Source organism: Nocardioides sp. NPDC004968, assembly GCF_040608935.1.
In the GTDB taxonomy this organism is placed as follows: domain Bacteria; phylum Actinomycetota; class Actinomycetes; order Propionibacteriales; family Nocardioidaceae; genus Nocardioides.
This window is the reverse complement of record NZ_JBEXJF010000002.1, coordinates 1-13,652: the sequence shown is the minus strand read 5'-3', so window position 1 is coordinate 13,652 and position 13,652 is coordinate 1. Positions and strand designations below refer to the sequence as shown.

The following is a 13,652-nucleotide window of genomic DNA, read 5'->3' as shown; positions in this document are numbered from 1 at the left end:
ACCAAACCAAGCACTTGTTTGGTAGCGTCTGCGGCATGAGCGCCACTCCAACCGAGACCAGTGTCGTGACGTACGAGACCCACGGACCCGTCGCGGTGGTGCGGCTGAACCGCCCCGAATACCGCAACGCCCAGAACTCGAAGGTGACCTACGCGCTCGATGAGGCGTTCACCCGAGCGACCAATGATGACGAGGTCAAGGTGATCGTCCTCGGCGGCAACGGCAAGCACTTCTGCGCCGGCCACGACATCGGCACCCCGGGCCGCGACATCGACGAGAGCTTCGAGCGCAAGGCCGTGATGTGGTGGGACCACGTCGGCAAGGAGGGCGTCGACTCCCGCTTCGCGCGCGAGTCGGAGGTCTACCTCGGGATGTGCCGCCGCTGGCGGGAGCTGCCGAAGCCGACGATCGCGATGGTGCAGGGCGCCTGCATCGCCGGCGGCCTGATGCTGGCCTGGTCCTGCGACTTCATCGTCGCCTCCGACGACGCCTTCTTCTCCGACCCGGTGGTCAAGATGGGCATCCCCGGGGTCGAGTACTTCGCCCACCCATGGGTCACCAACCCCCGCGCCGCCAAGGAGATGCTCTTCACCGGCGACCGCTTCTCCGCCGAGCAGGCCGAGCGCTGGGGCATGGTCAACCATGTCGTACGCCGCGACGACCTCGAGTCCGAGACGCTCGCCCTCGCTGAGCGGATCGCCGAGATGCCGCGCCTGGGGCTGGCGCTGGCGAAGAAGGCGGTCAACCAGGCCGAGGACCTGATGGGGATGCGCGCCGGGATGGATTCGGTCTTCGGCCTCCACCACGCCGCCCACGCCCACAACGCCGAGGTCGGCAAGGACTCGCTCGCGGGGATGAACGCGAGGTCGATGAAGTCGTGACGACGTTGGAATTCACCGAGGCCGAGGAGGCTTTCCGCCTCGAGGCCCGCGAGTGGCTCGCCGCCAACAACCCAGGCCGGCTGCCGTCGATGGACACCGCCGAGGGAGCCGTGGCCCACCGGGAGTGGGAGCGCACGCTGGCCTCCGGTCGGTGGTCGGTGGTGGCCTGGCCCGAGGCGCACGGCGGTCGCGACGCGTCGCTGACCGAGTGGGTCATCTTCGAGGAGGAGTACTACCTCGCCGGCGCCCCGACGAGGATCAGCCAGAACGGCATCTCGCTGCTCGCACCGATCATCTTCGGCCACGGGACCGAGGCGCAGAAGGAGCGCTACCTGCGCGACATGACGGACGGCACGCTCGTCTGGGCGCAGGCGTGGTCGGAGCCGGAGGCGGGGTCCGACCTGGCTTCGCTCCGGGCAACCGCGACGCGGGTCGAGGGCGGCTGGAGGCTCAACGGCCAGAAGACCTGGAGCAGCCGCGCGCCCTTCGCCGACCGCGGCTTCGGCCTCTTCCGCTCGGATCCTTCCGCCGAGCGACACCGAGGCCTGACGTACTTCCTCTTTCCGCTCGACGCCGATGGCGTCACCGTCCGCCCGATCGACCAGCTCGACGGCACTCCCGGTTTCGCGGAGATCTTCTTCGACGACGTCTTCGTGCCTGATGAGGACGTGCTCGGCGGCGTCGGCGACGGCTGGAAGGTCGCGATGTCGACCGCGGGCAACGAGCGGGGTCTGTCGCTGCGTTCGCCCGGGCGGTTCATGGCGGCGGCGGAGCGGCTGATCTCGTTGTACGCCGACGCCCCGCAGCCCCATGCCAACGACCGGGTAGTCGACGCCTGGATCCGTGCCGAGGCCTACCGCCTCTACACCTGGGACACCGTGACGCGGGTCGAGGCCGGCGGCTCGGTCGGCGCGGAAGGTTCGGTCAACAAGCTCTTCTGGTCCGAGCTCGACGTGGACCTCCACGAGACCGCGCTCGACCTTCTCGGCCCGGATGCAGAGCTACCTTCGCACTGGTCGGACGGCTATCTGTTCTCTCTCGGTGGCCCGATCTACGCCGGCACCAACCAGATCCAGCGCAACATCGTCGCCGAGCGGGTCCTGGGCCTCCCCCGGCTCGGCTAGCGAACTGTTGCTCAGACGAGTGGCGTACGTGAAGGAATCACCCCTGCACACCGGTCGGGGTATGGCACCATCCGTGCTGCACCCGGACCTACCGGGCTCGGGCACACACTCGGAGCAACGCCTTCATGAGAATCACCCCCACGCGCCTTCTCGGCGTGCTTGCGGGCTTGGTACTGGTGGCCGGCACAGCCGGTTCCACGCCGGCGGCAACCTGGCAGATAGGCACCAACCAGCAAACCGCGAAGTCGCCGGACACGACAGTCACGGTGTCGGCCAGGATTCCGTCGACAGCCACGCTCAGCAATGCGACGTCGACCACCGTCCCGGTCGATCTGACGTGGTCGACGACGGCTGATCGGCTCGAGTTCACCAGCAACATCGTGGAACTGCGGGTTGAACAGACCGATGGCAACGGACCGGGGGCCACCTCCGCACAGGTCTCCGCACCGACTGGAGCCGGCACGACGCGGATCAACGTGCCCATGATGTCCAACCGTGGCCCTGCCCCGACTCTCACTGGGAAGTACGAGGTGTTCCTGGAAGCCGCCCGTGTGAGGGCACACTTCGGCGAGGGCGGGGCGGCGTACGACGACTTCACCTTCGGCAACGTCAAGCTCGGATCCTTCATCGTGAAGACCAAGACCCAGGTCGCGCTCGAGAGTGCCGCCACGACCAGGACCACCATCCGGTTCTCCGGGACTCTCCGGGCGCCCGGAGAGTACGGCAACACCCAGGCCGTCCCCGGCGAGGTGCTTCGGATCTACTTCGACCCCGCAGGCACCAGGCCCAAGGCGTTGCAGCGCAGCATCTACGTCTCGGCAAACGGAACCTTCGATGTCATCGTTCCCAAGAAGGGCAAGGGGACCTGGTCGTTCGCCTTCGCCGGATCCACGAACTGGGCGGCGTCCTCCGCGAGCAAGGCGGTGGCAAGTTGAGAACGCCCCGCATCCTCAGTGGTCTCGTCGTACTCGCACTCGCTGCGGGCGTGGGCCTTGTCTCGGTATCCCAGGACCGCGCCAAGGCAGCCCCCGTCATAAACGAGGTCACCCGCGAGTTCACCGACGGCGACGCCGTCGTGACGGCGAGGATCCGCGTCCAGGACGCGACCGCCAACGCCCTCGGATGGTGGAACGCAACGGCGGAAAATGTCGTCGTCGACGTGCACTACGAGCACAACGGCACGGCGATCCGGTTCGTGGATGAGACGGAGAAGCGGCCGACGATCTCAATCGCCCGAGCGGGCGAGTCGTCGACTCTCTCGGACTGGAGACTGGCCTCCGTCAACAGCAGCCGTACGCGCGCCCGTGGCGCGCTCTTCAACACCGACGGCCGATTTTCCCTCACCTTGAACCAGCACGTCATCATCACCAAGGACGGGCAGGAGCATGAGATCCATCTCGACGCACCTCAGACGATCGAGTTCGGGCTCAAGCGTGACGTACGTATGGAGATGAACGTCGCTCCGCGAATCGCTCCGTCAGGAAAGGCCGTGAGGGTCTTCGGCTCGATCACGGTTACCGATGACGGCTCCGGCTACGCGCCGGCGGCCGACCGCGCCGTTGACATCTACCTCGACCCCACCGGCTCCGCGGCGAAGCGCAAGATCGCGACAGTGACTTCCTCGTCCACAGGCACCTTCTCCACGAGCTTCACGGCGGCATCGAGCGGCGTCATCAGCGCCGAGTACGCCGGTTCGGCGGCCGAGATCGCGGCCACCTTGGCCGAAGACATCCGAGTGCACACGGGCACGGGCTACCGGGAGAAGACCGTCGCGATCAAGGTCGGAGAGGGCAGTGTCAGAGCCCGTGTCTTCACGCCGAGCAGCGTCACCGTAGGCACCAAGCCGGTAGCCCTGCCCATCGATGTCGAGTACATCGGCGGCTGGAACTGGGAGCAGTTGTCCGGCACTGTCGAGATGTCCTTCTCGCCGCGCAAGGTGGGCTTCGGTGACAGGTTCGGCCCGAACCTCATCCACACCATCGACAAGTACACCGCCCGAGGAACGATCTGGATCGACGGCATGGCTCCGCCGGGGACCTACGCGATCAGCCTCAACGGCACTGCAGTCGGCTCCATCACCGTGAAGAAGGTGACGGCGACCAGCATTCGGGCGACTCCCCCGGCTTCGACCACGAGCGTCCGACATCGGATCGGCGGCACGGTCAAGGCCGTCAACCTCGCCTCGGCCACCTGGGCTCCCGCCTGGCGGCCGGTCACCGGCCTGGGCGTGAAGCTCTACTTCGATCCGGCCGGAACGACAGGACCGCAATACCGAGCGACCGTGAAGACAAACACGTCGGGGGCCTACTCGTACTCTGTCGCCGTCACCACTCCTGGCCGTTGGATCGCCCGCTATCCCGGGTCGGCCTCATACGCCCCGTCAGAGGCGCTGGTGACCACGAAGCAGGCGACCTCGGCGAGGATCAACGCGTCCACCAAGACGCCCGTTCGCGGCACACGGGTCACGTTCACCGGCGACCTGAAGGCCGTCAAGAAGACCTCGGCAGGCCCGCGCTGGCGGCCTCTTGCACGGTCAACGGTGAAGATCTACTTCGACCCCGCGGGCACAGCCGGTCCCGTGCTGAAGCGCACGCTCACCACCGCCTCGACCGGGACGTACCGCACGTCGATCCCGGTGCAGGCCAAGGGGTACTGGATCGTCAAGTACGCCGGAACGACGAGATACGCACCAGCTTCACGCCGCGTTCTCGTCGATCCTCGCTGACGACGCCGTCGGAGCGCCGCCTGCAACCCGCAGGCGGCGCTCCGATCCTTTTCGGACACCTCTCGACGACCAAGCATTTGCTTGGTAGCCTCGCTATGCAGCGACACACAAGGAGGGGCACATGCGTTTCGGACGTACGCCGGAACAGACGGCGTTCGCGGACGCCCTCGACGATCTGCTGGGGGCCGCCGACACTCCGGGCGCGGCACGTTCGTGGGCTGATGGGGACCCTGCACTCGGGCTGTCGCTGTGGCAGCGCCTTGCGGAGCTGGGGGTCGCGGGATTGCTCGTGCCCGAGGAGTATGACGGTTCGGGTGCGTCCGCCGTCGACCTCACTGTCGCGTTCGAGCGGCTCGGGTATCACGGGGCTCCTGGCCCCTGGGTCGAGTCCGTCGCCGTCCTTCCGGGGCTGCTGACACAGGCCGACGAGGCCAAGGTGCTCGCCGGGATCGCCTCGGGCGAGAACGTCGCCACGCTCGCGGTCCAGCCGATGACGCCCAGGGCGCTCGATGCGGACGTCGCCGACCACGCTTTCACGCTCACGACCATCTCCGCGCTGTACCGCGCTGAGGCTGGTGACCGATATGAATCCGTCGACGCGACACGACACGTCTTCGACCTCACTCCAACCGAGCAGATCGCAACCGTCGACGCACGTCAGTCCCTGGATCTAGGAACTCTGGCCTGCAGCGCCCAGCTCCTCGGAGCCGGCAGAAGGATGCTCCAGGACACCGTCGCGTACGCCCAACAACGCCACCAGTTCGGCAAACCGATCGGCGGCCAGCAGGCGGTCAAGCACCTGCTCGCGGACGTACGCGTCGCCCTGGACTTCGCGGCCCCGCTGGTGCACAACGCGAGCCTGACCCTCGCCCCGCGAGACGTCTCTGCGGCCAAGGTCGCAGCCGGCGATGCGGCGTACCTCGCCTCGCGCACCGCGCTCCAGGTCCACGGCGCGATCGGCTACACCCGCGAGTTCGACCTGAGCCTGTGGATCCTGAAGGTGCGCGCGCTGGTCGGCGCCTGGGGCACCCCGGCCGAGCATCGTGCACGGATCCTCGAGTCGCTGGTGGAGGGCCGATGAGGTTCGCGCTAACCGAGGAGCAGACCGACCTGGTCGCGACCGTACACACGCTGATCGCCAAGCGGGCCGCGTCGATGGATCTGCGGGCAGCGATCAGCAGGCCCGAGGGCTACGACACCACCCTGTGGCAGACGCTCACCGAGCAGATCGGGGTGACCGCGCTGGCGGTCCCCGAGGGGTACGGCGGGGTCGGCTGCTCCTACATCGAGGCGCATCTCGTCCTCGAGGAGCTCGGTGCCACGCTCACGCCCTCGCCGTTCGTCGGCACGCTGCTGGCGACCCAGGTCCTGACTGCCGCCGACACCCCGCAGGCCGGCGAGCTGCTGGAGCGGATCGCCGGCGGCGCCACGGCCGCGGTCGTCGCTCCGGGATCCGATCTCGTCATCGACGCGTCCGGCGCGGAGATCCTGCTCGTGCTGCGCGGCGACCAGGTCCACGCGGTGGATCCTTCGGCGGCCACGGTCGCCCCGACCCCGGCCCTGGACCCGACCTGGCGGTTCGCGACGGTCACGATCGACGATCTCCCGGATGAATCCCTCGGCACGGTCGACCCCGCGTACGTCACCACCGTCGGCGCCACCCTGATGACCGCCCTTCAGGCCGGAGCCTCGCGCGAGGCGCTGGAGCGTACGGTCGCCTACCTCAAGGAGCGCCACCAGTTCGGCCGTCCGCTCGGATCCTTCCAGGCGCTCAAGCACCGGTGCGCCGACCTGCTGGTCCAGGTCGAGACCGCCCGGACGATGAGCTGGGCAGCGGCGTGGGAACTGACTCAGACGACACCCGACGTACGTCTCATTCGCGCCGCCAAGACCTGGTGCTCCGATGCGTTCTCGCAGGTCGCGGCCGAGATGATCCAGCTCCACGGCGGGGTGGCGATCACCTGGGAGCACGACGCCCACCTCTACTTCAAGCGCGCCCACGCCACCGCTCAGCTCTTCCGAGGAGACACGTGAACAAGACACTCCCCCTCACCGAGGTCAGCAGCAAACTCGAGTCCGGGATGACCATCGGCATCGGCGGCTGGGGCTCGCGCCGCAAACCGATGGCGCTGGTCAAGGAGATCCTCCGCAGCGACATCACCGACCTCACAGTGGTCGCGTTCGGTGGCCCTGACGTGGGCCTGCTGGCCCGTGCCGGGAGGATCCGCAAGCTGGTCTACGGCTTCGTCAGCCTCGACTCGATCCCGCTCGACCCGAACTTCACCCGCGCTCGCGAGCGGGGCGAGATCCCGGAGACGAGCGAGTACGACGAGGGCATGTTCGTCGCCGGTCTCAAGGCGGGCGCCAACCGGCTCTCGTTCCAGCCCATCCGCGCCGGCCTCGGCAGCGACGTGATGGCGATGAACCCCGACCTCAAGACGGTGAAGTCGCCCTACGACGACGAGGAGTACGTCGCAGTCCCCGGGCTCCGCCTCGACGTCTCGCTCATCCATCTCAACCGAGCCGACGCGGCCGGCAACGGTCAGTACCTCGGCCCCGACCCCTACTTCGACGACCTCTTCGCGATGGCCGCCGACACCACGATCATGTCGGTCGAGCAGATCGTCTCCACCGACGACCTGACCGCCAAGGCCCCGCCGCAGACGCTCCTGGTCCCGCGGATCTTCGTCAACCACGTCGTCGAGGCCCCAGGCGGCGCCCACTTCACCAGCTGCGAGCCCGACTACAGCCGTGACGAAGAGTTCCAGAAGACGTACGTCGCCGCAGCCAAGTCGGATTCCGACAGTGACTGGACCGAGTTCGAGGAGCGTTACCTGTGACCCTGCAAACGATCAGCCGAGCAGACATCTGCGTGGCCGCCGTCTCGGACGCCTTCAAGGGCTCCGGCGAGGTGCTCGCCCACGCCGTCGGGATCGTCCCGGCCATCGGCGTACGCCTGGCCAAGGCCACCCACACCCCCGAGCTCGCGCTCAGCGACGGTGAGGCGTTCATGATGGCCGAGGCTCCTCCGCTGCTGAAGACCGCGGCGGCCGGCGGCACCCCGGAGGCATGGGTGCCGTTCCGCAGCATCTTCGACATCGTCGCCAGCGGCCGCCGGCACTCGATGATGGGCGCCAGCCAGATCGACCGCCACGGCAACCAGAACATCTCCTCGATCGGCGACTGGCGGCAGCCGAAACGCCAGCTGATCGGCGTACGCGGCGCCCCCGGCAACACCGTCAACCACCGTGTCGACTACTGGGTCGCCAAGCACTCCGCCCGGATCTTCGTCGACCGCGTCGACGTCGCCAGCGGCGTCGGCAACGACCGCGCGACCGGCACCGCCGGGCGCTTCCACGACCTCGGCGTCATCGTCACCAACCTCGCGGTCTTCGGCTACGACGATGCGGGGCTGGTCAAGGTCGACTCGATCCACCCCGGCGTCACCCCCGAAGAGCTCCAGGAAGCCACCGGCTTCCCGATCGACGCCACCGACGCGCCCCTCACCCGCGAGCCCACCCCGGACGAGCTGAAGATCATCGCCGCGGAAGACCCCAAGGGCCTGCGCCACCGCGAGGTGCCCGAACCCTGAGACACCGCGGACAACTGGACGGGCACTTCATCGGCTTGACGGGTGTTTCAGTGCCCGTCAAGCCCAGGGATACCCGGTCGACCGGGTATCCCTAGGACAGGCCCGCTACGCGAGGATGCCGGCGTGGAGCAGCTTCAGATACTGCTCCGCGAGGGTCTCGGGGGTGTGGCGGCCGCCGGGGCGATACCAGGAGACGGTGGACCAGACGCCGTCACGGATGAACCGGTAGGTCAGCGCTGGATCGAGGGAGGCCTGGAAGGCTCCCGAGGCCTGCCCGGCCTCGAGGACCCGGATCCACAGCGCCTCGTTGTCGCGCGAGCGCTCGGCGACGAACTCGAAGCCCTCGACGGTCGCCAGGAAGGACGCCTCGTTCTGGTAGAGCGCCACCGCCAGCCGCTCCCGATGGATCGTCCGGAACGACTCCGTGATCAGACCGTCCAGGTCGGCCTGCGGGTCGACCCCGCTCTCGACTATCTCGGTGAACCGTGCGTTGAGCCCGTCGAGGAACCCCGAGAGCAGCTCGGTCAGCATCGCTTCCTTGGACCGGAAGTGGTGGTAGAGCGAGCCGGACAGGATCCCGGCGGCGTCTGCGATGTCGCGTACGGTCGTCTGGGCGAAGCCCTTGGTCGCGAACATCTCGGCAGCCAGCGTGAGCAGCTCGGCCCGCCGCGACGACCCCGACGCCGTCCCGCGCCTTCTCGGCGCAACCCCCGTGTCAGTCATGGACGAAGCCTACCAAACAAGCAGTTGCTCAACTACGCTTGCGAGGGTGACCACGCGCACGATCCCCGCCCTGATCGAGAAGGCCAAGCAGACCTACGCCGACCGCCCGGCGATCGTCGACGGCCCCACGACGCTCACCTACGCCGAGCTCGCCGAGGCAGCGGACAGGGCCGCGAGCGCCTTCTTGGCCAGCGGCGTACGCAGCGGCGACCGGGTCGCGATCTGGGCGCCCAACCGCTGGGAGTTCCCGGTCGCGGTTCTCGGTGCGCAGACGATCGGGGCGGCCGTGGTGCCGCTCAACACCCGCTACCGGGGCCATGAGGCCCGCGAGATCCTGGAGCGTTCCCGCGCCACCGCGCTGATCACCGTCAACGGCTTCCTCGGCACCGACTACGTCCAGATGCTCCACGACGCCGGCCCGCTCCCGGAGCACCTGCTCACCATCGTCGACCTCGCGAGCGACTGGGAGGACTTCCTCGCCAGAGGCGAGGACACGACCGACCAGCGGCTCGAGGACGCGAAAGCGTCGGTCACCCCCGACACCCTCGCCGACCTGTTGTTCACCTCCGGCACCACCGGGAGGCCGAAGGGCGTGATGAGCGCCCAGCGGCAGACGCTCGGCGTCGCCGACGTCTGGGCGCGCGGCGCCGAGCTCACCACGCGGGACCGCTACGCCATCGTCAATCCGTTCTTCCACGGCTTCGGCTACAAGGCGGGCTTCATCGCGGCGTTCACCTCGGGCGCGACGGTCTACCCGATCGCGACCTACGACCCGACCCAGGCGCTGCAGCTGATCCAGGACGCGCGGATCACGGTCCTCCCCGGCGCTCCCACGATCTTCACCACGCTCATCAACCACCCCGACCTGAAGGCGTACGACCTCTCCTCGCTGCGCTTCGCGATCGCCGGCGCCGCGAGCGTCCCGGAGAGCCTCTTCGCCGACATGCGCGACATCCTCGGGATCGACGAGGTCAAGGGTGCGTACGGCCTGACGGAGTGCATGGTCGCCACCACCACCCGCCCTGGCGAGGATCCGGAGCACGTGGCCAAGGTGGTCGGGCCGGCGGTCGAGGGTCTGGAGATCCGCACGGTCACCGCGGCCGGCGACGACGCGGAGCCGGGCGAGGACGGCGAGGTCTGGATCCGCGGCGACAACGTCATGCTCGGCTACTTCGAGAACCCCGAGGCGACCGCCGAGGCGATCGACGAGGACGGCTGGCTCCACACCGGCGACGTCGGCATCCTCGACGAGCACGGCTGCCTGAAGATCACCGACCGGATCAAGGACATGTTCACCGTCGGTGGCTTCAACGTCTATCCGGCCGAGGTCGAGAACACCCTCGCCGGCCACCCCGGCATCGTCGAGGCCGCGGTCATCGGCGTCCCGGACGCCCGCCTCGGTCAGGTGGGCAAGGCCTTCGTCGTCGTACGCGACGACCTGAGCGCCGACTCGATCGCGACCTGGCTCAAGGACCGCCTCGCCAACTACAAGCAGCCGAGGGCGTACGTCCTGGTCGACAGCCTCCCGCGCAACGCGAGCGGCAAGGTCTTGAAGACGGATCTGCGTGACACCTCGATATAGGTGAGACACCCCACCCCGCGGGGGTATAGGTTTCCTCAGCCCGTTCTTTACTTCCCCCACGGAGGCTTCGATGCCCCGACGCGCCAAGATCGCGTCCATCTCCGGCACCACCCTCATTCTCGGCGCGGCCGCAGTGGCGATCCCCCTGACGCTGAACTCCGCCACCGCCGAACCGACCACGTCCGGCCCGCTGGCCGCATTCGAGGCCGCGAACAGGGAGCCGTCCACCCTCCCCGCCGGTTCGGTGAAGTCTCACGTCGAGGAGGTCGCACTGACCACCTCGACCGGCAAGGCGACCGAGCACGCGACGAAGGTCGACAAGCCCCGCACCAACGTCATCAAGAGCGAACCACAGGACGTCACCGGCTTCGGTGTCGTCGGCGTGACCTGGTCCGGCGCCGTCGCCGCCGACGACGTACGCCCCGAGATCCGCACCCTGAAGGACGACGTGTGGTCGTCGTGGAGCCCGATGGTGGTCGACGTCGAGGACCACGGTCCGGACGCCGGCACGGCGGAGGCGAAGGGTGTCCGCCCAGGCACCGACGAGTTCCTGGCCGGTCACGTCGACCAGGTGCAGACTCGGATCATCATCCCTGACGCTGCCGAGATCCCCGGCGACCTCGAGCTCGCGGTGATCGAGCCGGGCAAGACCGAGGACACGGTCTCCGAGCTCCCCGACATCGAGACCGACAAGGACACGCCGCGGGCGACCAACGTCCACAAGGGCAGCAAGGACTCCGACCTCAACCTGGTCGCGTCCACCTACACCTCGAGCCCGACGATCTACAGCCGTGCGCAGTGGGGCGCCGACGAGACGATCCGCGAGCAGACGGCCCCGAGCTACCGCGCGATCCACGGCGGTTTCGTCCACCACACCGCGGGCACCAACGCCTACACCGAGACCGACGTCCCCAGCATCATCCGGGGCATCTACGAGTTCCACGTGACCACCCGCGGCTACCGCGACGTCGGCTACAACTTCTTCGTCGACAAGTTCGGCCGCATCTGGGAGGGCCGCCACGGCGGCGTCGCGCTGCCGGTCGAGGGCGCCCACACCAGCGGCTACAACTACGACAGCTTCGGCGCTTCGGCGCTCGGCTGCTTCGACACGGTCGCGGCCGGCTGCCCCGACGACACCGGCTCGACGCAGAACCAGCCCACGGACGCGATGATCCAGGCGTACGGCTCTCTCTACGCCTGGAAGCTGTCCCTCCACGGCGTCACCGCGAACGCCACCAACGTGGAGCTGACCAAGACCGACGGCACCAAGACGGTCTTCCCGCACGCGATCAATGGCCACCGCGACGCGGGCACCACCGTCTGCCCGGGCGCGAACCTCCAAGCCAAGCTCCCCGCCATCCGTACGCTCGCCGCCAGCCTCCAGAAGAGCTGGAGCGGCCGCGACCTGGAGTCCCACATCGCCGGCACGAGCCACTCCGACTTCGTGGCACGACGGGCATCCGACGGCCGGATCTTCACGCTGCGTACGGGCGGGTTCGCCGGGTTCAACTCGACCAAGACGTCCACGACGGTCGGCAGCACCGTGCGCGAGGCCGTCGTCACCCCGGACATCACCGGCGACGGCAAGGCCGACCTGGTCCAGGTCCGCACCGACGGCTCGGCCGGCATCCGCAAGGGCCGCGGCGACGGCACCTTCGCGGCGGTCTTCAAGAACCTCGGCAAGAGCACGTTCTACGGGGTCTCCAAGATCACCGCGACCGGCAACATCGGCGGCACCTCGGCCAACGACCTGGTCGGCAAGAACGCGAAGGGCTACCTGGTCCGCTACACCGGCAACGGCGCCGGCGGGTTCACCCGGACGGGCACGACGCGCTCGCTGAGCGGCTTCGACAAGCTCGCCGCGACCGGCGACGTCAACAAGGACCGCAAGCGCGACCTGATCGGCCGCAAGTCCGGGGCGCTCTACTACTTCAAGGGATCCGGCAGCGGTACGTTCGGCTCGCCGATCAAGCTCGCGACCCAGAGCCCGTCCTGGTCCTCGCTGGCCCAGATCAGCGGCTACGGCGACTTCACCGGCGACGGCCGCGGCGACCTGATCGGCCGCGACGGCTCCAACCGCGGCTGGATCTACCCGGCCTCGGGCTCGGGCTTCGGCAAGCCGTTGGGGCCGTACGCGGACATCAACCGCACCGTCGTCGGCGCGGTCAACCTCGTCGGCAACAGCCTCCCGGACCTGGTGATGAAGTCCGGCTCGACGCTCTACGTCAAGCCGAACAGCGGTCGGGTCAGCCTGGCCGCGCCGGTCGACAGCGGCATCACCCTGACGAGCGCCACCGCACTGATGAACGCCGGTGACTGGAACCGCGATGGCAAGGGCGACTTCCTGGCGAAGATGTCCGACGGTTCCGTACGCCTCTACCGGGGCTACGGCACCGGCAAGTTCACCAGCCCCGTCACGATCGCGACCGGCCTCGGCACGGTCAGCGTCATCGACGCGGTCGGCGACGTCACCGGCGACGGCTATCCGGACCTGATGGGCCGCACCTCCGGCGGCACGATCAAGCTGTGGCCGGGCAAGGGCTCGACCAAGGTCGGCGCCTCGATCACCATGAAGTCCTCGGCCTCGGGCACCCGCCTGGTCGGCGTCGGGCGCTGGAACAGCGGCAACACCCCCGACGTGCTCTTCGTCAACGGCACCAGCACCGTCGTCCACGAGAGCAACGGACCCGGCGGCCTGGTCTCCACGCAGACCCTGTCGATCAACCTGTCCGGCTATGACGCGGTGCTCGGCGTACGCGATCTGCGGGCCGGCTCGGGCGGCGACCTGATCGTGCGGTCGGGCAGCTACATCTATGCGCTGGAGCGCAACAGCACCGGCACCGGCGTGACCCGCACCTACCTGGGTGCACTGTCGGGCTACAACCTGCTGGGCTGACCCGAGTTGTGAAGCTGAGAGTGACCTATGGGTCACTCGACGGGCAATGCCTGATCGCGATGCCGGGCATGGCCGATACGCGCTTCAGCCGCAGCGTCGTCTATGTCTGTGCCCATTCCGAAGATGGCG

11 protein-coding genes are annotated in these 13,652 nt (G+C 68.3%); 10 read left to right on the top strand and 1 reads right to left on the bottom strand.

The window, feature by feature from the left end; all coding sequences use genetic code 11:
- The first annotated feature begins 35 nt into the window (after positions 1-35).
- The 8 genes from ABZU72_RS02565 (at position 36) to ABZU72_RS02530 (ending at position 8,322) form a co-directional block, all read left to right on the top strand.
- Positions 36-881 carry an enoyl-CoA hydratase gene (locus ABZU72_RS02565; protein WP_355017347.1) on the top strand — a complete coding sequence of 282 codons (846 nt, stop codon included), beginning with the start codon at positions 36-38 and terminating at the stop codon, positions 879-881.
- Positions 878-2,005 carry an acyl-CoA dehydrogenase family protein gene (locus ABZU72_RS02560; protein WP_355017346.1) on the top strand — a complete coding sequence of 376 codons (1,128 nt, stop codon included), beginning with the start codon at positions 878-880 and terminating at the stop codon, positions 2,003-2,005. Before ABZU72_RS02565 ends, ABZU72_RS02560 begins: the two co-directional genes overlap by 4 nt.
- Before the next feature lie 125 nt (positions 2,006-2,130).
- Positions 2,131-2,940: a hypothetical protein gene (locus ABZU72_RS02555; RefSeq protein ID WP_355017345.1), complete on the top strand. Its 810-nt coding sequence runs from the start codon at positions 2,131-2,133 to the stop codon at positions 2,938-2,940.
- On the top strand, positions 2,937-4,730 hold the full coding sequence (locus ABZU72_RS02550; RefSeq protein WP_355017344.1) for a hypothetical protein: 1,794 nt from the start codon (positions 2,937-2,939) through the stop codon (positions 4,728-4,730). The genes ABZU72_RS02555 and ABZU72_RS02550 overlap by 4 nt, the downstream gene beginning before the upstream one ends.
- 121 nt (positions 4,731-4,851) lie before the next feature.
- On the top strand, positions 4,852-5,811 hold the full coding sequence (locus ABZU72_RS02545; protein WP_355017343.1) for an acyl-CoA dehydrogenase family protein: 960 nt from the start codon (positions 4,852-4,854) through the stop codon (positions 5,809-5,811).
- Positions 5,808-6,764, top strand: coding sequence for an acyl-CoA dehydrogenase family protein (locus tag ABZU72_RS02540; protein ID WP_355017342.1), 957 nt, complete (start codon positions 5,808-5,810; stop codon positions 6,762-6,764). The genes ABZU72_RS02545 and ABZU72_RS02540 overlap by 4 nt, the downstream gene beginning before the upstream one ends.
- A complete protein-coding gene (locus tag ABZU72_RS02535) occupies positions 6,761-7,570 on the top strand; it encodes a CoA-transferase (protein WP_355017341.1) in 810 nt (269 codons plus the stop codon). Before ABZU72_RS02540 ends, ABZU72_RS02535 begins: the two co-directional genes overlap by 4 nt.
- A complete protein-coding gene (locus ABZU72_RS02530) occupies positions 7,567-8,322 on the top strand; it encodes a CoA-transferase (protein ID WP_355017340.1) in 756 nt (251 codons plus the stop codon). Before ABZU72_RS02535 ends, ABZU72_RS02530 begins: the two co-directional genes overlap by 4 nt.
- 105 nt (positions 8,323-8,427) lie before the next feature.
- Here ABZU72_RS02530 and ABZU72_RS02525 read toward each other — a convergent pair whose 3' ends face one another.
- Entirely contained in the window at positions 8,428-9,045 is a 618-nt protein-coding gene (locus ABZU72_RS02525) for a TetR/AcrR family transcriptional regulator (protein WP_355017339.1), read from the bottom strand.
- A 46-nt stretch (positions 9,046-9,091) separates the two neighbouring features.
- Between ABZU72_RS02525 and ABZU72_RS02520 the strand changes: the two genes are divergently transcribed.
- Positions 9,092-10,627 (top strand): FadD3 family acyl-CoA ligase, encoded by a 1,536-nt coding sequence (locus ABZU72_RS02520; protein ID WP_355017338.1) that lies wholly within the window; start codon positions 9,092-9,094, stop codon positions 10,625-10,627.
- A 70-nt stretch (positions 10,628-10,697) separates the two neighbouring features.
- Positions 10,698-13,523 (top strand): FG-GAP-like repeat-containing protein, encoded by a 2,826-nt coding sequence (locus ABZU72_RS02515; protein WP_355017337.1) that lies wholly within the window; start codon positions 10,698-10,700, stop codon positions 13,521-13,523.
- The last annotated feature ends 129 nt before the right edge of the window (positions 13,524-13,652 follow it).